Source organism: Streptomyces sp. NPDC093591, assembly GCF_044764885.1.
Classification (GTDB): domain Bacteria; phylum Actinomycetota; class Actinomycetes; order Streptomycetales; family Streptomycetaceae; genus Streptomyces.
In genome coordinates this window covers 211,421-232,018 of sequence record NZ_JBIWIY010000019.1, presented here as the reverse complement: position 1 = coordinate 232,018, position 20,598 = coordinate 211,421, and the positions used below count along the sequence as shown (strand labels likewise).

General features: G+C 64.5%; 20 protein-coding genes and 1 pseudogene. 7 read left to right on the top strand and 14 right to left on the bottom strand.

The genetic code is table 11. The features are described from left to right. Nucleotides 1–34: 34 nt before the first annotated feature. Complete coding sequence (locus ACIREI_RS35580) at nucleotides 35–1,228, bottom strand: PE-PGRS family protein (protein ID WP_403341957.1); 1,194 nt, start codon at nucleotides 1,226–1,228, stop codon at nucleotides 35–37. A 20-nt stretch (nucleotides 1,229–1,248) separates the two neighbouring features. Further along, a complete protein-coding gene (locus ACIREI_RS35575) occupies nucleotides 1,249–1,575 on the bottom strand; it encodes a hypothetical protein (RefSeq protein ID WP_403341954.1) in 327 nt (108 codons plus the stop codon). A 208-nt stretch (nucleotides 1,576–1,783) separates the two neighbouring features. Here ACIREI_RS35575 and ACIREI_RS35570 point away from each other — a divergent pair, with 208 nt between their 5' ends. Next, the gene (locus ACIREI_RS35570; protein WP_403341951.1) at nucleotides 1,784–2,287 is read left to right on the top strand and encodes a hypothetical protein; all 504 of its coding nucleotides are present in this window, start codon (nucleotides 1,784–1,786) and stop codon (nucleotides 2,285–2,287) included. 49 nt (nucleotides 2,288–2,336) lie between these two features. Next, nucleotides 2,337–2,921: a hypothetical protein gene (locus ACIREI_RS35565; protein ID WP_403341948.1), complete on the top strand. Its 585-nt coding sequence runs from the start codon at nucleotides 2,337–2,339 to the stop codon at nucleotides 2,919–2,921. A 115-nt stretch (nucleotides 2,922–3,036) separates the two neighbouring features. On the opposite strand, the gene ACIREI_RS35560 is transcribed toward ACIREI_RS35565, so the two are convergent. After that, nucleotides 3,037–4,608, bottom strand: coding sequence for a PQQ-binding-like beta-propeller repeat protein (locus ACIREI_RS35560; protein ID WP_403341945.1), 1,572 nt, complete (start codon nucleotides 4,606–4,608; stop codon nucleotides 3,037–3,039). 125 nt (nucleotides 4,609–4,733) lie between these two features. Beyond that, nucleotides 4,734–6,215: a hypothetical protein gene (locus tag ACIREI_RS35555; protein WP_403341943.1), complete on the bottom strand. Its 1,482-nt coding sequence runs from the start codon at nucleotides 6,213–6,215 to the stop codon at nucleotides 4,734–4,736. 1,071 nt (nucleotides 6,216–7,286) lie between these two features. On the opposite strand from ACIREI_RS35555, the gene ACIREI_RS35550 reads away from it, so the two are divergent. The 4 genes from ACIREI_RS35550 to ACIREI_RS35535 all read left to right on the top strand — a co-directional run bounded on the left by ACIREI_RS35550 (nucleotide 7,287) and on the right by ACIREI_RS35535 (nucleotide 10,509). Next, a complete protein-coding gene (locus ACIREI_RS35550) occupies nucleotides 7,287–7,844 on the top strand; it encodes a hypothetical protein (RefSeq protein ID WP_403341940.1) in 558 nt (185 codons plus the stop codon). Nucleotides 7,845–7,917: 73 nt separating this feature from the next. Beyond that, entirely contained in the window at nucleotides 7,918–9,390 is a 1,473-nt protein-coding gene (locus tag ACIREI_RS35545) for an immunity 49 family protein (RefSeq protein ID WP_403341937.1), read from the top strand. Continuing rightward, nucleotides 9,387–9,680, top strand: a complete 294-nt coding sequence (locus tag ACIREI_RS35540) for a hypothetical protein (protein WP_403341934.1) — start codon at nucleotides 9,387–9,389, stop codon at nucleotides 9,678–9,680. The genes ACIREI_RS35545 and ACIREI_RS35540 overlap by 4 nt, the downstream gene beginning before the upstream one ends. Before the next feature lie 34 nt (nucleotides 9,681–9,714). Further along, nucleotides 9,715–10,509 carry an immunity 49 family protein gene (locus ACIREI_RS35535; protein ID WP_403341931.1) on the top strand — a complete coding sequence of 265 codons (795 nt, stop codon included), beginning with the start codon at nucleotides 9,715–9,717 and terminating at the stop codon, nucleotides 10,507–10,509. A gap of 619 nt (nucleotides 10,510–11,128) precedes the next feature. Here the strand turns inward: ACIREI_RS35535 and ACIREI_RS35530 are convergent. Both ACIREI_RS35530 and ACIREI_RS35525 read right to left on the bottom strand, forming a co-directional pair. After that, nucleotides 11,129–11,338 (bottom strand): DUF397 domain-containing protein, encoded by a 210-nt coding sequence (locus ACIREI_RS35530; protein ID WP_403341928.1) that lies wholly within the window; start codon nucleotides 11,336–11,338, stop codon nucleotides 11,129–11,131. 8 nt (nucleotides 11,339–11,346) lie between these two features. Beyond that, nucleotides 11,347–12,066 (bottom strand): DUF5753 domain-containing protein, encoded by a 720-nt coding sequence (locus ACIREI_RS35525; protein ID WP_403341925.1) that lies wholly within the window; start codon nucleotides 12,064–12,066, stop codon nucleotides 11,347–11,349. Between ACIREI_RS35525 and ACIREI_RS35520 the strand changes: the two are divergent. Next, nucleotides 12,032–12,106 (top strand): annotated as a pseudogene (locus ACIREI_RS35520) (ATP-binding protein); the annotation flags it as partial. The gene ACIREI_RS35525 and the pseudogene ACIREI_RS35520 sit on opposite strands and share 35 nt — an antisense overlap. Before the next feature lie 162 nt (nucleotides 12,107–12,268). Here ACIREI_RS35520 and ACIREI_RS35515 read toward each other — a convergent pair. From ACIREI_RS35515 to mycP (ACIREI_RS35480), 8 genes are all read right to left on the bottom strand, one after another. Continuing rightward, nucleotides 12,269–12,928: a hypothetical protein gene (locus ACIREI_RS35515; protein WP_403341922.1), complete on the bottom strand. Its 660-nt coding sequence runs from the start codon at nucleotides 12,926–12,928 to the stop codon at nucleotides 12,269–12,271. After that, on the bottom strand, nucleotides 12,925–13,557 hold the full coding sequence (locus ACIREI_RS35510) for a hypothetical protein (RefSeq protein ID WP_403341919.1): 633 nt from the start codon (nucleotides 13,555–13,557) through the stop codon (nucleotides 12,925–12,927). The genes ACIREI_RS35515 and ACIREI_RS35510 overlap by 4 nt, the downstream gene beginning before the upstream one ends. Nucleotides 13,558–13,569: 12 nt before the next feature. Then, complete coding sequence (locus ACIREI_RS35505; protein ID WP_403341916.1) at nucleotides 13,570–14,814, bottom strand: putative T7SS-secreted protein; 1,245 nt, start codon at nucleotides 14,812–14,814, stop codon at nucleotides 13,570–13,572. A 78-nt stretch (nucleotides 14,815–14,892) separates the two neighbouring features. Continuing rightward, complete coding sequence (locus ACIREI_RS35500) at nucleotides 14,893–15,267, bottom strand: hypothetical protein (protein WP_403341913.1); 375 nt, start codon at nucleotides 15,265–15,267, stop codon at nucleotides 14,893–14,895. A gap of 455 nt (nucleotides 15,268–15,722) precedes the next feature. Next, nucleotides 15,723–17,024 (bottom strand): type VII secretion-associated serine protease mycosin, encoded by a 1,302-nt coding sequence (mycP, locus tag ACIREI_RS35495; protein ID WP_403341910.1) that lies wholly within the window; start codon nucleotides 17,022–17,024, stop codon nucleotides 15,723–15,725. 127 nt (nucleotides 17,025–17,151) lie between these two features. Beyond that, on the bottom strand, nucleotides 17,152–18,600 hold the full coding sequence (locus ACIREI_RS35490; protein ID WP_403341907.1) for a WXG100 family type VII secretion target: 1,449 nt from the start codon (nucleotides 18,598–18,600) through the stop codon (nucleotides 17,152–17,154). A gap of 44 nt (nucleotides 18,601–18,644) precedes the next feature. Further along, nucleotides 18,645–18,992, bottom strand: coding sequence for a hypothetical protein (locus tag ACIREI_RS35485; RefSeq protein WP_403341904.1), 348 nt, complete (start codon nucleotides 18,990–18,992; stop codon nucleotides 18,645–18,647). A 55-nt stretch (nucleotides 18,993–19,047) separates the two neighbouring features. Continuing rightward, a complete protein-coding gene (gene mycP, locus ACIREI_RS35480) occupies nucleotides 19,048–20,298 on the bottom strand; it encodes a type VII secretion-associated serine protease mycosin (RefSeq protein ID WP_403341901.1) in 1,251 nt (416 codons plus the stop codon). Nucleotides 20,299–20,598: the final 300 nt, after the last annotated feature.

Here is a 20,598-nt window from a genome sequence, read left to right as displayed (position 1 = left end):
GGCTCGGTTGGGGGCAGCTGAAGCAGCGGTGGCATCAGCCGAACTCGCTACGGGCCCAGTCGTCCGCGCCGCCGGAGGGGCCGGAGGAGCCGGAGGAACCGGAGCTCGCGGCGGAGGCAGTGGCCGTCGGCCTGTTGGAGGACTGGGTGGTGCCCGAGGAACCGGAACCCGTCCCGGACCCTGAACCCGAGCCCGCCCCGGAGCCGGATTCCGCCCCGGATGCTGTGGCCGCAGCCCCGTCCGACGCCTGCGTGCTCTGCGCACCGTGTCCGGCCAGCGCGTCGACGCCATGCTGGACCCGGTCCCCGGCCGCTCCCGTGACACGCTCCGTCGCGGCGTCCACGCCGTTGTTCACGTGCGTGGTCGGATCCGCGTAGTCGGCGAAGGTCGATCCCTCCCCGCCGGTGACCTCGTTCTTGAGGCCGTCCACGTACTCGCCCGCCGCCGTCTTGGCGACGTCCGCCGTCTCGCCGAGGTCGACACCGGACCGCGCGTCGAAGTAGGTCTCGATGCTCTGCTGGCCGATGTTCTGCGCCATTCCGACGGCGGCCTCGGTGGCCTTCTCCTTGGCGGCGTCGACCACCTTCTCCTGGACGAACTGCTTGCCCTGCTCCTTGAGCTGGTCCTTGGCGAACTGCTTGACCTTCTCCTTGGTGACCTTCTCGAGCTGCTCCTTGGCCATCTTCTTGATGGCGTCCATGGTGGCGTGTTCCATGGCCTTGGTGACCGCCTCCATGACCTCCCGCTTGAGCCGGTCCAGCAGCTCACGGACGATCAGCCGCGTGGCCTGTGTCGCGCCCAGCGCACCGATCTCGGACAGTCCGAAGGTGAAGGGGGCCGCGGCCTGCGCCGCGATGATCTCGATGGCCAGCGCCACGAGTTGGGCGATCACGGCCAGCTTCGCCGTGAGGACCGCCACCGCCGCCGCGTCGAACGCGAGGGCGATCACATCGCACGCGGTCTTGGCGTCCGGCAGATATCTGTCCTCACCGTTGGCGCCGGTGTAGGCGCCCCAGTCCTTGCTGAATCCATCGACAGCCGTACCGAAGTTGTGGGAGACGACGGTGCGGGCGAGGCCTTCGCCGTGTTGCTGGATTTCTGCGAGTTCCTCGCCGAAAGCCCGCCAGGTCTCGGCGACGTTGTGCAGTGCTTCTTCGTCGGCCTCGGGCCAGTTGTAGCCGAGAAGGTCGAGCACCCAGACAAGCTCGCCGGGCAGTGTGAGCGACATGCCAATAGCCCCGTATTTGATTAGAGTTCGCCGGAAATACCGTTCAGCAGGCCATTGTTCGACGCTTCCGACGCATCGTAGTTGCGTGCCATGTCCTGCAGGTTGTAACCGATCTTCTGAAGCCGTTCTGCGAGGCTGTTCATCGATGTGAAGATCCCGTCGCGGATCGGCGTGTACACCTGGCCGAAGATCTCCCCGAAATCCGCGTCCGCCCATGGCTCACCAAGGTCTTCAAGGTTGCCCTTAAGTCGCTTGGACGCGGTGGAGAAATCACCACCGAGGTCCACGAACTTCCCGCCCTGCTTGCGGAGTACACCCGTGTCCACATCGAAGGTGTCGAACTCCATTGCGCTCCCCCGAACTCCCCTTGCTGCACTTCATGTTGGACGACAGACGGATACCTTAGACTCCTCGCGCACTACCCTGCCAAGCCCGCCAGTCAAGAGATCGTCAAGTTGAGCAAGGGGACGACAAAAAGTGGTGACAGTACAGTCGCGTCAAGGCGACACAGGGAGCCTGTGGGCGGGAAGACTCCTCGGCCTGGGGTTGCTCCTGTTGGCCGCGGTCGTCGCCTCGGTGACCATTCCGGAACTGCGCAGTGAACTCGCCGGAGAAGGCACCGACGGAACCCTCACCGTTTCTTCATGCGAGACGCACACGAAAACCCACTACGGCACGCACAGGCGTTCCACCGAACTGAAGTTCAGCTGTACCGGAAACTGGAGCGCGCAAGAAGGCAAGGCCACCTACAAAGACGTAGTGGTGGAAACCTCATCGCGTTTCGAAACCGGCGCGAAAATACCCGTGGTGCAGGTGGACGACACCTTCGAGCAACCGCACGACCGCGACCCCGGAGACGACGCCGCGATTCTCGCGTTCTGCCTCTCCTTGCTGACCCTCGGCATCTACTGCCTCCTCACCGGCTTCGGCACCCGCAACGGCCCCGGCTTCACCGCGTCTTGGCAGCGTCTGCCGGCCCGGTCCGTCACCGGCCCCGCCCTGGGCGGCCTCTGCGCCCTGGGCGTCCTGGCAGCGCTCGTCTGCGCCCTCGTCCTGTGACGCCATACCTGCCACACCCCATTCCTGAGGACCCCCCAAGGACCCCCCAATGACACAAGTACACGGGAACGCCACGGCGAACGCCGCCAAACCGGGAGGCCAGGCGGGCATCGGCCGCCTCATCGGCGCGGGCCTGATCCTCGTGGGCGTCGTGCTGATGGCCCTGGGCGCCTACATGGGCCCGTACACCTACGCCACGTCCACGCCGGGCAAGCTCACCGTCGACACCTGCACAGTCGACTACAAGTACCGCTCGAGCACGTCGAGCAGCTCACGCAAGAAGACCAAGACCAGGTGGTGCTACGGCACCTTCACCGCCAACGACGGCTCCGTGAAGGACCTCAACGCCGAACTCAAGAGCGATGCCCTGCACCAGCGCGGCTACGTGATCGAGGCGCTCAAGACGGGCGACACTTCGTACAAGCTGGACCAGGGGTGGGTCGGCGCCATCGCCACTGGCTGCGCTTGGTTCTTCGGTGCGCTATTCCCCCTCGCGATCGGCTACTTCGGCGTCGTATCCGGCTTCTCCTCCAGGCGGGCGCCGAGCCCGGGGTTGTTCCGGACCTGCTTGGCGGTGGTCCTGGTGGGCGTGATCGGATTGATCATCAGCCTGTTGGTGGGGTTCTTCGCGTGACAGGAGCCTTGGCGTTGATCCCGAACGCAACTCGGCGGCGAGGCGGACCATGAAGGTCTGCCTCGCCGCCGAGTTGCTGCAGTTGCTGGTGCTGATGTCGATGTTTCTCAGGTATCTAGGAATCAGTCGTGGGCAATGCCGCGAGGGAGAAGGAGTCCCCGCTAATGCCGGCGCCGACCGAGGTGACGTAGAGCACGCCCTTGTGCCAGAACGGCCACGCCCCGGTGCCCGTGTTCGTGTCCACCTCTTCCGGATACTCGACGAGCGTCGTCATCGCACCGTCCTCGGGGTCGAATTCCACGAGCTTCGGCCTCTGCGTGGACTCGGTGACGTACACCAACAGACGCTCGTCACCGGTTTCCCGGAGTGGGATGTACTCCATCTTGGGTGATGCCTTCGACCGCCACAGCTCCTTGCCGCTGTCAAGGTCGTAGGCAACCATCGACTTGGGACTGTCGGCGCCTCCGTCCGGGTCATAGCCGCCCATGAGGAAGATGTTTCCGAAACCTGCGGCCTGACGCATCGGACTGCCGTTGTCCTCAGCGCTCCGAGTGTATTTCTCCGGCTTTCCTTGGAACTTGCCGCCGCGCTTTTCGCCGGTCTTCTCGTCGAGCGCGTATACGCCACCTTCATCGCCACTGATGACGAGAGGAGACGTGGAAACGACCTGCCCTGCCGTGCCGTCGGCAAATTGCTTGGTCCACTTGGCCTTGCCGCTGGAGGGGTCGATCAGCGACACCTCGTCCCAGTTCTTGTCACTGGAGTCGTCTCCTTCGGTGCACGCACGCACCCGGATCAGGTTCTCGCCACCGGTGTACGAACCGGCTGAGCAGCCACCGTCGTGATACAGGTCCTGTGTATTCCAGACCTTGCTGCCGTCCTCCAGCCGCATCGGGTCCCAGGCCTTGCTGCCGTCGGCCGCCTTCAGCGCTACGTGCTCCGTATCCGCTGCGATCACCACGGCCTCGCCGGAACGAGCCACCGACAGCCCGTCGCCCATGCCGAATTCGTCCTTCACCTTGAAGGCCCGCTTCCACAGCACCTTGCCGGAGTTGAGGTCGAACGCGGCGACGTGGTCGCACTTACCATGTGCTCCGGCCGTGGCCGAGGCGCCATAGGCGACGATGCCGATTCCGCCGTCGGAATCAGAGGGAGCCAAGCACGCCTGCTGACCCGCGCCCGGCAGCGCTGTGGCCCAAAGCTGCTTACCGGTGTCGAGCTCGTAGGCCTTCACACCCCCGGGCAGAGTCTGAACGACTGCCTTGTCCGTGAACCAGGTGCCGTCCACCTCCTGTTCCCTCAGGCCCCAGCTGGCGTCCGTCGGCACGCTGTACAGCGGCTCGGTGGCAGCGTTCGCCATCAGGTACCACGCGCCCCCGCCGGCCCCGCCGAGCACGACGAGTGCGACGACGAGCAGCACGATCAGCCCGGTCTTCTTCTTCCGCGGCGGTGAGGCCGGGACGGGCGCCCCGGGGAACTGCTGGGGGTGGCCTGGCTGGCCGTAGCCCGGCTGAGGGGGCATCGGATACTGCGGGGGCGCCGGCTGCTGGGGATAGCCGTAGCCGGGCTGCCCCGGAGGCGCGGCGGGCGGCTGCTGCGGATGGCCGTACGCCTGCTGGGGATGACCGTATGCCTGCTGCGGATAGCCGTACCCCTGCGGCGGTTGGCTGGCCTGCTCGGGCGGCATGGGCGGCTGCTGGGGTGCCGTGGGCGGCTGCTGAGGAGGCACGGGAGGCTGCTGCGGCGGAGGGAACTGCTGCCCATAGGGGCCAGGTCCGGGACCGGTACCCGGAACGGGTCCGTTGGCGCTCATCAGATGTTGCTCCTGACGTACTGGGCCCACGCGGTCTCGAATTCGCTCTCGTTCATGCCAACTGCCTTCTGCAGCTGCTGATCGAGGTTCGTGGGCTTCCTGTAGTGGTCTACGACAAACTCGAAGAGCGCTTCCTCGCCGCCCTTCTCCGCGATGAAGCGGATGGCCAGATAGCTGAGGGAGTAGTTCGCGCCGACTGAGCTGTTCTGCATTTCGAAGTCCTGGCCGGGCAATTGGCCATCGAACTCCTCGCCTGCTAGATCACTACGTACGCTCGCGTCGCCCATAGCCCGGTCGAAGCGGTAGGAAACGTACTCTGCGAACCCCTCGACGACCCACGCCCGAATGCTCGTTTCCTCGTCCTGGCCGTATGCGCCGGGGTCCTGCGGCTGAACGAGAGCGTGCGCGATCTCATGCCGGGAGATGTCTCCGACACCCCTCTGCCACCAGGACGAAGTGAATCGGCCCGTCGAGGTGTCCATCTTGATGCGGGCGCCACCGTATTCGAGGGCGTCCTCTCCGCCGCCGTAACTGGCGTTGAAGGCGGGCATGGGAACGCTCTGTCCCGCATCCCACCCCACGTCCTGACCGTTGTTGTTGTACAGCTTCGTGTACGTCTTACGGTCGGGCTCGAGTACGACGAGAAAACCCTCAGGGGTGTTGGGAACCGACGACGCATTCGATGCCCACAAATCGAGATCCTTCTTGGCGCTCTCCTCGACGATCGGCGCGAAACGGCTGGCGTCGGCAGCGTTCTTCTTGGCCGAGATCGTGATGGTGTGCGCCTGACGCTTGACGTACATGTCGTCGTACAGATCCCAAGGGGCCGGATAGTAGACCGCGTTGGCCATGGCGCTGGCGCCCGGCGATCCCCCGACCTCACTGATCCGCGGCTCGGCCGACTCGGACTGCTTCTCAACGGTCCACCGATACCACTCGGAGACTGGCCGAACATCAACGCCCTTGATCTGATGCACAAAGGCAACATCCAGCGCAAGCTTCACATCGGAACCCCACTCGTCCGAGCCGTCGCCCGTCTGCTGGAGCACCATGTACTTGCTCTCCGTGAAGGGAATCTTCCGCAGATTCTTGAAGATCGCGCGCTGCTTGTCCTTTGCCGCACCGACGAAGGGCTCCAGGAACTCGTCTTCGTCCCCGCTCTTCAGGGCGTTCGTACGGCCGTTGAGCAACGTCTCGATCTCTTCCGAGCTCAGGATCTGCTGTTTCTCGTCGTCACCACCCTGGGCACCGGGCAGCGAACCCCCGCCGACAGCCTGGTACAGAACCAGCCCGCCCACCCCGAAGACGGCCACCACAGCCAGGACCAGCAGACCGATGACGAGGCCCTTCAGCCCCTTGCCTCCACCGGAGTTGCCAGGCGGCGGAGGTGGTGGCGGCGGCTGATACCACCCTTGCTGCTGGACCGGTGCCCCGTACGGCCCGGCATTCCCCGGCCCTCCCGGTGGCGTCGAATAGGACATGACAACCTCTCACGCGGACATACTGATGAGGGGCACGATGCGGTCCGGCCACATGTGGCAGAGGACGGGTGACTCACCCAGGCCCTCAATGGGCGATGCGTGCAGGCTCTCTGAGCGGCACTCGCACTGCCCGACTCACCCTCCCCTTAAGTCACACAACACCTTATGACCTTTGCTTACGGAGCCCTTACCTGCGGGCATGGGGCTCCCGTGGAGAAACTGTGATCAAAAGTGGCGCGGAGCCGGAGCGGTGGGTCTGGGGTTTCCGCACCGGGTGTGGGCGGCTCGGCTGCGACGGCGGCGAGTGTCCCGAGCACAACCAGTCACCGTTCGGCGGGTCATCGAGGTCCCGCCGACAGCCTCCTCCCGGATGTGGGCCCATGTCACACCCAGGCGACGCTCCCGTGTGGCCGAATCTCGCCGACGCCGCTGCGATTGTCACGGTGAATCCCGCACGGCACAGCGGGCGCGTCTACGACCTCGTCGGCACGCCGCTCACGGCTGGCCAGGTGGCGATCGACTCGGGGTCGCGCACCGCTCGATAAGCCAGGGCGGGTACCGGCGCAAGCTCCTCCAGGAGACGTCAGGGCTGCTGCCGTACCAGCCGCCCGTGCTTGCCTCGATCGCCACCGGCATCCGACACGGCTTCCTTGACGGCACCGGCCCAGACCTCGCGGGCCTCCTTGACCGCCCAGTTCGCGACCCTCTGGCTACGGCGGTTGCGGCCGCTTCCGCCACGAGACCGAAAGCGAGTGTTCAGCGGCGGGCGACCCACGCTCGGCGATGAAGTCAGTCCCGCCGGCGATCGTCTCGGGAGGACTCAGGGGGACGCCGCGCGGGCGGAGTTGAAGCGATCAGGCAGAAGTGGCGAGTCAGCCGAAGTCGTTCGTGCCGGGGCCGGGCGTAGGGCGGGTACCGATGGTCTCGTCGTAGGTGAGCATGGCAACCTGCATAGACTCTCGGATCATGTCGACGCTCCCCTCGCATGGCCCCGCTCCCACCGCCACAACCATTCCCTACGGCCGGAGAGTCGCCCGGCAAGGGTTCGTCCTCGGTGGGATCTTGCTGGCGATGGGTGCCTTCTTCGTGGGCCTGGCAGTGGTCATCACCGCCGGGCTCAACGGCAACAAGCCCCAGCCAACGGGACTCGTGGCGCTGCTCTTCGCAACCATTGGATACACAGGCTTCAAGATCTTCCGCTCGGCCCTCCCACTTCGCCATGTGACCGTGAGCGTCGACGACGTTGGGCTGTGGCTACGCAACCCCAATGGGCAGAGGGTCATCCGCTGGGACACTCTCGCCGGGGTTGCCGTCCACTGGAGCGAGACCGGCAACCGGGGCGGCAGGAAGTACTCGATCGAGCTGTGCCCGAGCGGCCCGATCGATCGCGACGATCCGGTCCTGTGGGCCCTGGTCCGCGACGAAGAACCCATCCGCCCCGGCCTCCCGCGGCTCCGTTACCGCCTCACGACCAACGGCGAGTACGCCATGCACCGGGAGCCCCTGGTCAAGGCGATCCGGCAGCACGCACCGCACCTGTGGCTCGGCGAGACGCAACGCGAGCCGGGCCACTGCGGCTTCCCCGACGTCGAGGGACACCGGCAGCGCACCGCCGGCGCGGTGCGCTGAGGCTGCAGGCCTTGATCGCGCCTTCTGACCGAAAAACAGGCGGCTCGCGGCGACAAGGCAGGGGAGGAACAGGATGACCATGCCAGAACTCCCCGACATGGGAGATCCGACTCCACAAGCGGGGCCTACGCAAAGCCAGTACAGCTACTACAGAAACGCGCTGATGTTCTTCGGCGTTGTGTCCCCATGGGTCTTCGTCTATGTGTCGACGAGGAACCCGAGCCTTGTCTGGCTTTCGGTGCTGAATCTGATCGGCATGTACACCGGGTTCTACATCATCGTCCGCGCCTGGCGGCGCAACCAGACCCGGCGCATGTATGTCGCTCTGGCGAGTTCGTTGGCGTGCTTGGTCGTCTGCACATCGCTGTTCAAAGTGCTGAACGGAACTGCCACTTGGATTTCGCGCCTCATGCCGTCAGGCCCCCTGCGCAGGCATCGGAGACCGGCTGCTGCCTTCAACAGATGCACGAAGGCCTTCACTGATCCCCACCCTTGCGCAGTCCTCTTCGACCGCCTGTCCCTCAACAGCACCATCATCAAAACCGGCACTGACTCCTACCGCCGGTCCAGCCCGATCACATGCCCGCAATACTCAGCAACAGGAACATGCGTAGAAGCTAAAGCGAGCCTATGCGGCGGGTTATGTCCAGTACGTAGTGGCCCAATCCAAAGTCGAGGACGGACAGGAATGACAACGCTGGTACCCCGTCACAACGTACCTGCCGATCGCGTGCGCAGCGTGGAGTCACTCGTCAAGTCGACGGAGGACGTCGTCGACATGGTGGTGGAGCATCCGCACACCTTCAACTTGGCACTGAACTCGGCAGTCAGGAGCGCCAAGGCGCACTGCGCTCTCGACGCAAACGCCGCATTGATCGAGACCTGGGAGGCGTGGGTCGCGGCGATGCAGATCGGCTCTGCCCTGTTCCGGTCGGCCGCTTCACCAGAGGCCACGGTGGACTGCCTGATCTCCGGCAAGGTCCGCACGATCCCTTCCACCGGACCTGCGTCCTACGCTGATGCTGGTAACTGGCTCACTGCCTTCTACCTCGCTCTCGTCTGCCGGGAAGAAGGCCGCCTCACAGCGCTGAGCAACGTATCGATCTCGCTCTTGCGCGAATCCGGAGCGGTATACGACGAGTACATCTACGACTGGGTCGACACCCTCCAGACGTACTGGAAACAAGGTTCCGCTCTCGGCGACAAGTTGGTCGCCGCGATCAAAGGCACGGATCCCGAGGTCCTTCAGGTCGCCGACCGCAGTCTCATGCTGCGTGTCCTGTATCCCCCGCTCAACCTGTTCTACCGCGTGGTGCGAGGCGACGGGGAGCGCTTCAACGTCGAACTGGTCAAGGCCCTGGAATCGCACAATGAGTACTGGACGGCAGAGGAGTCGAAGGCTGCCCAGGTGAGCGGTCTCGTCGCACTGGGCCCTCTAGCCATGGCCTGCCTCGCCTACGACAGCGGCATCGCCATCGAGGTGGAGTCCGGCTACATCCCCAAGTACCTGCTGGAACGCGGCCGCGTAGGCGACTTCCCCGCGTGATCCCGACCAGCAATTTTGCACGAGAGGCTCGTGCGAGGCCTGCGCGGGCCGGCCGCGAGCCGGTCGCAAAGACGGCCCCTGAGGAGGCCGAAGCAAGGCATCAGGCCGCCCAGGCCGAGCTGGATCTGGCACGCGACCTGCGTGCGGCCCTCAAGGCCGGCCGTGTGAAGTACATGCTGGTGAAGCGGAACTCCGACGAGGCCAAGAAGACACACGAGGGATACCTGATGAAGGAATACGACATCAGGCTCCCTGAGAGAGATGAAGATGATCCAGATTCCGCGTCATGAATTCCCCACGGGGGCTTTGCCTCAGGTGCTGAAGGTGCTCACTCGAAGGCTGGAGGGTGAACTTGAGGACCTCAAGGAAAACCCCGAGTGGTTCGGGATGGCCCTGAGCTCGGCGACCACCGCCCTCGACAGGCGCCTCTCGGGGGATCCCGAAGCCGACAAGGTGGAGACCTGGGAAGCCTGTGTCACCGCGATGCAGATCAGCCACGCCCTCTTCGTCGCGGCCCGCGCCACCACACCGACCGTGGAATGCGAGGTCGACCACAAGAAGCACGTCTTCCGTTCCGGCACCGGCCCCTGGGCCGACGCGGGGAACTGGCTCAAGGCGTTCTGGCTCTCCTGCGTGTGCCGTGAGCGGCAGCGTACGAACGACCTGTGCCAGGTGCCCGTCTCCCTGCTGCGCGAAGCGGGTGGCTTCGAGGAGTACATGTACTCCTGGGTCGAAGCGCTTCAGGCGTACTGGCTCAAGCAGCCGGATCTCGGCGACAAGCTCCTCGCCGCAGTCGACGGCACCGACCCCGACTTGCTCCGTCCTGCCTCACGAAGCGCCGTACTGAACCTCATGTACCCGCCCATGAACCTCCTCACCCAGCTGGTGCGCGGCGACCAGGACAGGTTCAACAGCGAACTGGCCAAGACCATTGAGTGGCACAAGGACTACTGGACCCGCGACGAGGAACGGGCACGAGACTCCGACGGACTCATCGCCCTCGGCCCCCTGGCCATCGCCTGCCTGGCCAAGGACTCGGGCTTCACCATCGAAGTGGAGTCCGAGTACCTCCCCAAGTACCTCCTCGACGGCGGCTGGTACGGCGAGTTCCCCACGTAACCAACGCACCAATCGGCCAACCCCGAACAGCGAACAGGACACCCATGGCTCCCGACGCTCCACCCACCACCCCTGCCGAAGCCATCCAGATCGTGCGCGGGCGTTACGCCCAGCCCAAACTCCCCGACGGCAGTCCCGCCGAACTCAACGTCCACGAGTTCGACATCGGCTACCTGGTCTACGCGGTCTTCCCGCCCAGCGTCGACGCGTCCGGCCGACCGCAGCCCGCCCCAACCCGGCGGAGCCAAGATCGTGGTGTCGAAGGAGACCGGCGACAGCGTCACCGTCCCCAACTACCCGACCGAGCAGGCCATCGCCCTACTGGAGGCCATCCGCGACCGGCTCGGCCTCGACCTGCCCTGACAGGACAGACCCTGTGAGGCCTGCCCGTCCCCGGCATGAGCGGGTTTAACCGTCGGTACCCTGCGCCCCGTCCCGAAGGGCCGATCGCCCAGTCGCCGACAGCCGACATGTCCACGTGAAGTAGCTACTCACGTCGACGAGTTCGACCAACGATCGGTTGGGTTCCGACCGTCCAAGTCGACCGGCTACGCCGATGGTCCACTACGAAGTCCCGGAGGAGTCCTGCTCTCTGGGGCTGCAGTACGTCGGACGAACGCTACGGGCGTTCGCTGCCACCACGGGGGTCGAGTTCGAGGCTGCTGATGAACGCCGTGAAGGTTCCGGCGGGGAAGGAGAGCGTGCCTTGGGCCGGAGCCTTCGAGTCGCGCATCGCGACTCGTGTGTGGAGGTTCGCTATCTCCACGCAGTTGTTTCCGTCCCCGCTGCCTGAGTGGGACGACTTCCGCCAATTCTCGGGGGTAGTCACGGCGCGCCTCACAGTTCCTTCGCCAGCTTATGGATGAAGTCACGCGAACGCTCTGGGTCGAGCGACGCAGCCTCCACTTTACGGAAGAGCGTTCGAAAAGCGCCGAGCTGGGCCTCGGAGTCGATGAAGCCGGCGCCGTGAGGCCCGTCGCGTACTGCCGTATCCAGCTTCGGTACGACACCGCCCACGTACATCATCGAGTTTGTGGCCCCGGCAAAGCCGTCCAGGTCGAAGGGGATGACCCGTGCCGTAATGTGGTCCGCTTGGGACAGTTCAAGGATGCGGGTGAGTTGGGCCCGGGTTGCTGTCCGATCGCCGACCCTGATGCGCAGTGCAGCTTCGTGGATCACTGCTTCATACGGGACCGGAGCCGGGTCCTCGATGATCACCTTGCGCGCCATCCGGTGGCGGACCCTCCGCTCAAGGTCGGCATCGGGCAGTTCGGGGACTCGGTACGAGAAGACGGCGCGGGCGTAGTCCTCCGTCTGGAAAAGACCGGGGACGTGCAAAAACTCCACATCCAGCCGATACGTGCAGTGATGCTCCAACTCCGCAAGGTCCAGGAACGAGTTGGGAAGCTCACCTCGATACTCATCCCACCAGCCTCGGGACCGGTCGATCGCCATGGCCACCAGAGCATCGATCAACTCGGTGTCGACGCAGGAATAGTTGGCCGCAAGGCGACGCACCGTCCTATGGGGGTGGCAACCGCTGGCCCGGGACGGCAACCGGGGCAAATACGTATGGTGTGAACTCGTTGCCGCATAGCTGGTGCGGTCAGGTCAGCGGGAGTCGACCACCGGGTACTCATATCCGGTGGTCGAGGGCCATTGCCTTTTGCCGCAGATTATGTAAAGGGCCTCAAGGGGCCTTGCCGAGCTGACTCGGGGCAAAGTTGCTCCCTGCGCACTGGAACCGTCCGCGCCAGCCTCACACGCGAACCGGTTCTGTCGGAGATGTGGGCTGCTGCGCAGATTCCTCATCCGGCGTGAAGCGAAGGCTGCGGAGTGCGTCGACGACTACCTCGCTGTACTCCGCCCAGTGGTCGGTACTCGGCGTGCTGAACGTCAGGACAAGCATTTCCTGCGCCCCCGGTACCGCTTGCTGCGACACAGGTATGAAGGCCTGGAGCTGGGCGACATCGATCGGGATGTCCTCGCCGTGCACGGTCAGTTCCGCCGGTATACGCAATGAGGGACTCTGGTCGATCACGATGACGGCCTTTCCACACGGCAGGTCCCGAGTGGATACCAAGGCGCGCCGGCCACGCTTGCCGAGCATGATCTCGTGAATTCCGACGGCCGCGGCATCGGAGTCGGCATAGCTGAGTGGCTGCAGCCCGATGATCAAGGTGCCGGCCGATGGCTCGTTGTTGATCCTTCCCAGACAGGTTGCCGCATAGAAGACGCCTGCAGCGGCCAAGGCTTCTGAAGCCTTCTGGTAGTCCACCACCAGCTGGTCGACGTACCCGGCATCCAAGTCAGCCAGCTGCTCCCCGATCCGTGCCAGCGTTTCTGCCCGGGCCTCCTCAGCGGACAGTCCTGGCGTGATCGGCCGGAAGAACGGCGGTACCTGCATGCAGACGTTCACTGTGCTCCTCCTGGTCGACCCGGCGGCGCTACGTGGCCCGAGCTCTTGTCCTGTACGAACCTTCGGCGTCTCCGGAGCAGCGCCACATGCCCCGTAATCGCCACGCCCAGTGCCAACAGCACCAGCACCATAGCGATCGCCAACGGCACGGCGAAGCTGTCACCTGCCTGATAACGATCACGCGCGGCGAAGCCGCACACGCCCGCCATCACGACGAGCATGCCCGTCAAGGCCACGATGGCCTCGGGATTGACCGTCCGGCGCACATCCCTCGCGATGGCCGCGAGCTCAGCCGCATGTGGTTGTCCGTACCCAGGCATGGGGCGGTGTGGCGGCCCGTACGGCAGTCGCCGCATCACCAGCTTGCGGGTGGCGCTGCCCGTACCGCTCAGGCAGTAGAGGTCGTATCCGTACTGCCGGCCGTACCAGACAATCTGCTCGATGGTCATATCTGTACCGCTCCATCGGACCCGCACTTCGTCTCTGCCGTCAAAGGCGGTCAACACGTTGTCCTGGCGCTGTAGGCGCAGCTGCCGTGTCCCCACGTGGTCACGGAAGTTGGAGATGAGGAAAAAGACGACGAGCAGCGCGCCAGCCAACGCGGCAAGCACAAACCAGATGAAATCCATAGGTCTGTCTCCTCACTGCCGCGCACGTTTTTCGGCAGCTTCGGCATCCTTCTCCGAGCCCTTTTCCCAAGCATTGTCGAATGCCATGCCGAGGCCAACCACCGGGCCGAGTCCCGGCACCAGCATCGAGCCGCCGAGTACTCCCGCTTCGGTTGCGCTGTCCGGGACGAAGTAACCAAGGGCTGTGCTGTCCTTGAGGTAGTCCTGACCCGTCATGACGATCGAGGTCCATCCAGCCCCATGTTCCGCGGACTTGAGCCCCCTGTAGATCGCGACGGGAGCTTCAACGATGTCGTCGGCTTTGGATGCAACCTTCCCAATCCCAAATGAAGCGAGTCCCAACGCGTCTTCGGTGAGAGTCCGGTCGCTTACATCGGCGCCCGCAGCTTTGGCAGTGAGATGTAGTCCGAGACCGACGCCCGCCGTAACCCCGGAAACTATGCCCAGTGGAACACCCACGACGCCACCGATGCCGGTGGCGTCGAGAGCAAGTCCGACGACGCCTGTCACAGTACTGATCGTAGAGAAGACGTCACCGACCGCGGAGATGGCATTTGCGTGGTCCTTGACCCAGTCCCAGGTCTGGTTGGCGAGTTGGGCGTGGGCCTCGACGATGGATTCGAGACCGTCGAAAAGACGGTCCCAGAAGCCGGGTTCGTCGGGGGCCTGTTCGCATGCCCTCTTGATGAGTTCGGCAGCGGAGTCGGCGATCTCGTCGTGTCGGGCCAGGAGTTGCTTCGCGTCGGCGACGATCGCGTCGAGGTCCCGACGTGCGGCGTTGAGCTCCGCGATCGCGTTGTCCAGGCGGCGCTGGGCGTGGTTGGCTTCCTCCTGAGAGGGAAACTGCTGACCCGCGAGGCCAAGGTCAGGGTTGCCTTCGGCAGTCCGTATTCGCTCCCGCGCCAATGCCGCCTGTTCTTCGTAGGCATTCGCCTGGTGCTTCATGGTGGCGAGCCGGTCTTGCCAATCCTGCAGTGCGCCGGCCGCGCGCTGGAAACTGGCCGTCGCGGAGTCCAGAAGCTTCGGCAGTTCTTTGACCTTGGCGGTGAAGGCATCGGCTGCGACGCCGGTCCAACCACCAGAGCCATTCACTATGCCGGTGAGGATGTCATCGGCGGCCTTGAGCTTGCCGTACGTCCCGTTGATGTCCTGCGCGAGCGTGGCAACCGCACCGGGAGAACCAGGGGCGGGGTCAAAACCGAGCGACGGGTAGCCCTCGACGGTAGTCGTGGCAGGGGTAGCCAAGATCTTCTCCAAAACGTGGGCTACTGCGGTGGTCAGCCATGTCCGGGGAGCGGTTAACAGAAGGGGCGGCTAAAGCACATTCGCCGACTGTCAGCCAAAGTCGTCGACCATGCTGTAATTCTGCCCCCGCGCACCCGTGTCAGCGCCGGTGCCCGCGCCGCCCGACGCGGCAGATCCGCCGCCGGTTCCTCCGCCGCCCCCGGCGAAGAACTCTCCGATGCGGCGATCGGTCTCCGCGTAGTTCTCCGCGGTCTTTTGCACTCCGCCCTGGATCGCGTCAGTGAGCTTCGAGAGCTGCTTAATGCCGTACTTCCACGCATCGCGGAACTCGCCGCAGCGCTCCTCAAGATCGGCATGACCGATATCGCGGACGGATGCTTGCTCCATCTTGTAACCGGCAGACTTCATCTCAGAGGCACAGTCCTCCAGATGCCCAGCGAGCTGGCTGAGCTGCTGGACGTCCACGCGGAACGTCCCAGGAAGTGATTCGGTCATTATCCCCCGTTCTCGGCTGCTTGAATTGGAGCTACTGCCCGTACGGGTTGGCTTGGTGCGAGGTCTGCCCCGGCGGTGCGGGGTACGGCTGCTGGGCGGGCGGGTAGATCGGCTGCTGGGGCGGATAACCCACGTTCTGAGGATAAGTTCCGGCGCCAGGGTGGACGGGGCCGGGCCCGGAGTTGCGGCGGGCGCGCATTACAACGAAAACGACTACGGCGGCAATCACGGCTCCGATGCCGACCACGCCGACGATAAGGACGATGGCACCCATTGAAGAGGTCCCTTCTGGTTCTCGGGCTGATTCTCTGCGCTGACCTTGTCCTCAGATGCTTCCCACGCAGTCAGCCGTCACCGCTTACGCAAGCCTCCATGGATGAAGAGGGTGCAGCGATGCACCGTCTTCTGTGGATGGAGACTTGCTCCTACTGTCCTTGGTGCGGGGGCTGAAGACCATGGGAGTTGGGGTCATGCGGAAACTGCCCTGGAGCAGTGGGATACGCCTGGTTCGTAGCAGAATTAGGGTACGCCTGCTGAGCAGACGGGTACGTGGGGTGCTGAGGGCTTCCACCACCGGAGCCGGGGCCGCCGTCACCGCCGTTGCGGCGACTGCGGAGCACTGCGAAGGCGATCGCGCCGATGACGACAAAAGCTGCGATGCCGCCGACAATAAATAGGAGGTTACTGGAGGAAGACTTCTTCTTGGCTTGGGTTGAGCTCTCAGTTCCATCAGACGACTTTCCGGAAGTCGCGCTCGACGACTTGAGCTGGCCTAGAGGGTTATCCTTAGACCCTGCAGGGATATCCATTGTGATCGCCTGACGGGGACGGATAATTCCGTAGCCGTAGTCCTCATCGGGCGCCTTCAGCCCCTTGTGGCCGAGAAACGAAGCTGACTTGATGAGGCGGTTGATGACTTGGCCTGCGGTGAGGTCAGGGTACTTGGCGCGGACCAAGGCGGCAGTGCCAGATACAAAGGCCGTGGCATCTGAAGTGCCGCTAGCCTCACCATATCCACTGGAAGTGGTTGGATTTGCGTTGACAATATCCACACCCGGCGCTGTAAGGGTCAACCCTTTTCCGGTATTCGATTTCTCCCAGACATTAGCGTCTTTATCGACAGCACCAACTGATACGACCCCGGGTAGTGCCGCTGGTTCACTTACAGCTGAAATCCCGTCATTTCCCGAACCAGCCACGACCACAACGTCGTGAGCCTGCGCATATGCAATTGCTTCACGGCCAGCACTTAGCGTTTTGCTGCCGCCATCACTCGCAAAGGAGAGATTGATTACCTTGGCGCCATGGTCTACTGCATAGCGAACTGCAGCACCCCATGTCTCATCAAGATTCCGATCAGAATTCGTTCGAAGCGTACGCAAGGGGAGAATCTTAGCTTTGGGCGCGATTCCCATCACACCAGATGAATTTCCCGCACCGTGGCCATGGCCAGCAATAACACTTGCCATCGCCGTCCCGTGGCCTAGGACGTCCTCTTGGGCATTTCCACCACCGGTGAAGTCTTTACCCTTAAGCACCTGACCAGTCAGATCAGGATGACTGGCGTCCACTCCGGAATCGACGACAGCAACGGTCACACCTTCCCCCTGAGTCTCGGCCCAGGTGTCTTGCATCGCAAATACATCCAAGACCCACTGTTGATCTCTAATGTTGTCCGCCGAGGCAGGGGGGGCCGTAGTGAGGAGCAAAGCTCCTGTCAGCGTCACGACTCCCGTCGCAGACCAGACTCGCTTGAAACCCAACTTCCTTGCTCCTCACTCAACTACGACTGGTTTCGCCAGCCTTACATGCGGGCGAACCGCACGGTCGTCGCCGTGCGGTTCGCCCATGCGCCTACTCGATAGTCCGCGGTACGTTGCGGTTGCGGTCCTCTTCCGAGATCCAGGTCTCTTCGTCCTCGACCAGGTAGTCGGGACGGTCGCCCCGGCTGTTCTCGTCCTCGGACCGTCGGCCGTTGCGACCGACCATGCCCCCGGCACCGCCCGCCATGGCGCCGCGCTGGGTTCCGCCGCGGCTGCCGTGCAGGCCTGCGCCGCCACCGGCGCCCTTGCCGGTGATTCCCTTGGCCGCGCCGACCACACCACCACGGGACTTAGCGAGAGCACCCCGCCCGCCCGCGCCAGCACCGCCTCGGCCGGCTGCACCTGCCCCGGCGCCACCCATGCCGCCCATACCCGACCGGCCTCCGGCGCCGCGGCCTGCTGCCGCCCCGGCGCCCGAAACACCCCCACGACCGCCAACGGCACCGATGCCGCCCCGGGCTGCCGTGCCACGCCCGGCTCCGGCGCCTCCGCCGGGAGCCATAATGCCCGGGCTTTGAGACCCGCCGGTCCCGACACCGCCCCCACTCAGGCTGGGGCCGCCAGTATTGGTACCGGGACCAGTTCCGGTCAGCCCAGGGGAGATGCTGTCCACCTTCGTCTTGGCCGACGGGACCTGAGCACCTCCGGTGATCCCTCCGTCACGAGGCACGGCAGGGGCCGGCTTCACGTTGGTGGTCCGTCCCGCGCTCCACGGCTTACTAGCGGCTCCCGAACCGCTGGGTCGTGACGCACCAATGCCGACCGGGGTGACAGGCGGCGGGTACTCCACTTCCCGGTTGGGGTCCTTGACATTACCGGGGGGGTGTTCGATTACCTTGTTGTTTTGGAAGTTCCGAGTGATGCGCATGTACTGCGCGCCCAGGTTTTCCATGACGGCAACACCGTTGAGTTGGGCCTCGCGGCTCGCTCCGATCTTGCCTTCGTTGATTTCCGCTACTTCCTTAGCGGTTAGCTTGCGGTCCTGGAGATCGCTGGCTACAGCTTCACCATTGTCCCATTTCCAGTCACTGAGCGCGTCACCGACCTTGGCCCAGCCACTGGGTTCCTCAATGTTGTCCAGTTGCTCCTTGTAGTTGCGCAACTGTGAGCCGGCATCGGCCATCTGAGAGCTGTTGAGATCCGCATGCCAAGCTGCATTTCGGAGGCTCTGCGAGATTTCGCGAGCCTTCTTCTCGAAACTTGTGGCTGCTTCGCCCTCCCAGTGCTCCAAGACATTGTCGACTGCCTTGTCGAGCAGGCCAGCAATTCCCCCGCCCTCACCGCCAGAGAGAATTTCGTTGACCTTGCCCCAGTGACGGCCTACCTCCTCGATCGCCCCCGGGTTGGTTCCCTCAAGCATCTGCTTGAGCTCTTTGAGCGAGTAGTCAATGAACTGAGTCTTGGTCTGAGGCCGCCCCGGGTCCGCAACACAGACGTCACCCTCGATCTTGGGCGCGGGCAGGTCTTTGTCACCAGCCATTTTGAACTCCTCCCCTTGGTAGGTGAATTCTCGATCCGGAACTGCTAGTCCCACTTGCCCTTCGGGGCCCCAGAGTCACCGCCCATTTGTTGCTTGTTCGCGTACTCCTGCTCGGTGTACTTGTCTTTCACCTTGGAAGTACTCTTGCCGAATTTATCGATCAGGCCATGCAGGCCCTCGATAGCGCTCTCAAGCTGAGCCTTCGCCTCATGGTGTGCGGCGTGCAGGTCGCCCGCCTCCAGGAACATGGCGGTGTTCCCGAACGCGGTCGCTGGGATCTCCGTGTTATACCGCGACGTCTGCCCCGCCTTGTCCATGTCATCCAGCAGCGTCCACAGCTTCCGGATCACCTCATCCAGCGCGCTCAGATCAACCCGCATCCCGTTACTCATACCCCGTTGTCCTCTCCCCTGTTTCTCAAGTTGTCAGCACCCACTCGGTGCCCAATCATCGCCCAAGCCGACTGATGGACGGCGTGGACGACCCGGACCGCCCAGCCCGTCCCGCCAACGCACCCCGCCGACCACGCCAATCCCGCAAAGCCACCCCACTCCCCGCAACCACCAACGCCAGAGCCATCCCCGTGCCCAACACATAGATGGCTACCCGGCGTTCCCGCTCGGCCTCACTCTCCCCCATGGTCACAGCCATCGGGACGACCCCGCCCCCGCCGGGCGCAACCGCCGGATCCGGCTTCGGGGACTCGCCCGGGGTCGACTCCTCCTGCAACGCGGCGACCGGGTCGACGACGCCCCACCCGATGTACGGGTTGGGCTCGCGGCCCGGGCGTTGGGCGGTTTCCTCGATGCGGGTGGCGATCTGGGCGGCGTTCCAGGTCGGGTACTTGTCCTTCAGCAGGGCCGCGACACCCGCGACGTACGGCGCCGCGAAGCTCGTGCCGTCCGCGGTGCACTGGCCGCCGATGGGGACCGTGGAGACCATGCTGACGCCCGGTGCCGCCACGTCGACGAAGTCGCCCGACTGTGAGAAGGGGGCGCGTTCGTCGTTGCGGTCGGAGGCCGCCACCGCCAGGACGCCGTCGTAGGCCGCGGGGTAGGTCTTCGCGAGCTTGCCGTCGGCGCCGTCGTTGCCGGCGGCTGCCACGATCAGGGCGCCCGCATCCACCGCGTCCGCCACGGCGGCCGCGAGGGTCGGGTCGTCCTTCTTGTTCTGGGTGTCCGAGGAGATGTTGATGATCTTCGCGTCCTGCGCGACCGCGTACCGGATCGCGTCGGCCATGGTCCCCGCGTTGCCCTGCTTCTCCTGACCGCCCGTGTACCGGAGGGACAGAATCTTGGCGGCCGGTGCGATGCCCACGAAGCCCGTGCCCTTGAGCGGGCGGGCCGCGATGATGCCCGCGACCCGGGTGCCGTGACCTTCGATGTCCTTGGTGGCGGCACCGTCGACGAAGGACTTGCTGCCCGGGGCCATGGCGCTGGTCAGTTGGCGGTTGGAGGCGTCGACACCCGTGTCGATCACCGCGACCGTGACGTCCTTGCCCGTGGCCTGTCCCCACAGCTGGTCCAGCAGGATCCGCTGGAGCGACCACGGCGTGGACTTGATGACCTTGCCGCCGAAGACGCATTCCGTGCTGTCCGCCAGGCCGAACTCCGTGCCGGCCGGGGCAGTCCCGCTTGAACCACCGGACGAGACGGTGCCGTTCGAACCAAGAACGCCCGCGGCCGTGAGGCTCGTCATCGGCGACGGGGCGGCGAATGCCGGCAAAGGAGCCGACGCGCAGCAGATACCGGTCACCGCGAGCACGCCAAAAACCCGCTGCAGTGCGCGGGTTCCACCGTTACGGCTACGCGAGCGGGCTGTCCGGCCCTTCACGCTCAGGCCCCCCATGTTCAGGCCCCCAGGGCTTCCTTGCTTCTCTCGAAGCTGGGTCATGTGTATGTGATGGATGTGGATGTGATGGATGTGCTGGATGCGGCTGGTGTGGCGCACGTATCGGAGAAAGCGATACGTGTGAAGATTTGCGGGATTTGCTGCGTG

Bases quoted from the DNA above. Each gene is read 5' to 3' on its own strand.
- ACIREI_RS35545 (WP_403341937.1), top strand. From the start codon at position 7,918: ATGACCATGCCAGAACTCCCCGACATGGGAGATCCGACTCCACAAGCG.
- mycP (WP_403341901.1), bottom strand. From the start codon at position 20,298: ATGACGAGCCTCACGGCCGCGGGCGTTCTTGGTTCGAACGGCACCGTC.
- ACIREI_RS35550 (WP_403341940.1), top strand. From the start codon at position 7,287: ATGGGTGCCTTCTTCGTGGGCCTGGCAGTGGTCATCACCGCCGGGCTC.
- ACIREI_RS35565 (WP_403341948.1), top strand. From the start codon at position 2,337: ATGACACAAGTACACGGGAACGCCACGGCGAACGCCGCCAAACCGGGA.
- ACIREI_RS35485 (WP_403341904.1), bottom strand. From the start codon at position 18,992: ATGAGTAACGGGATGCGGGTTGATCTGAGCGCGCTGGATGAGGTGATC.
- ACIREI_RS35560 (WP_403341945.1), bottom strand. From the start codon at position 4,608: ATGCCGCCCGAGCAGGCCAGCCAACCGCCGCAGGGGTACGGCTATCCG.
- ACIREI_RS35575 (WP_403341954.1), bottom strand. From the start codon at position 1,575: ATGGAGTTCGACACCTTCGATGTGGACACGGGTGTACTCCGCAAGCAG.
- ACIREI_RS35490 (WP_403341907.1), bottom strand. From the start codon at position 18,600: ATGGCTGGTGACAAAGACCTGCCCGCGCCCAAGATCGAGGGTGACGTC.
- ACIREI_RS35555 (WP_403341943.1), bottom strand. From the start codon at position 6,215: ATGTCCTATTCGACGCCACCGGGAGGGCCGGGGAATGCCGGGCCGTAC.
- ACIREI_RS35580 (WP_403341957.1), bottom strand. From the start codon at position 1,228: ATGTCGCTCACACTGCCCGGCGAGCTTGTCTGGGTGCTCGACCTTCTC.
- ACIREI_RS35510 (WP_403341919.1), bottom strand. From the start codon at position 13,557: ATGGATTTCATCTGGTTTGTGCTTGCCGCGTTGGCTGGCGCGCTGCTC.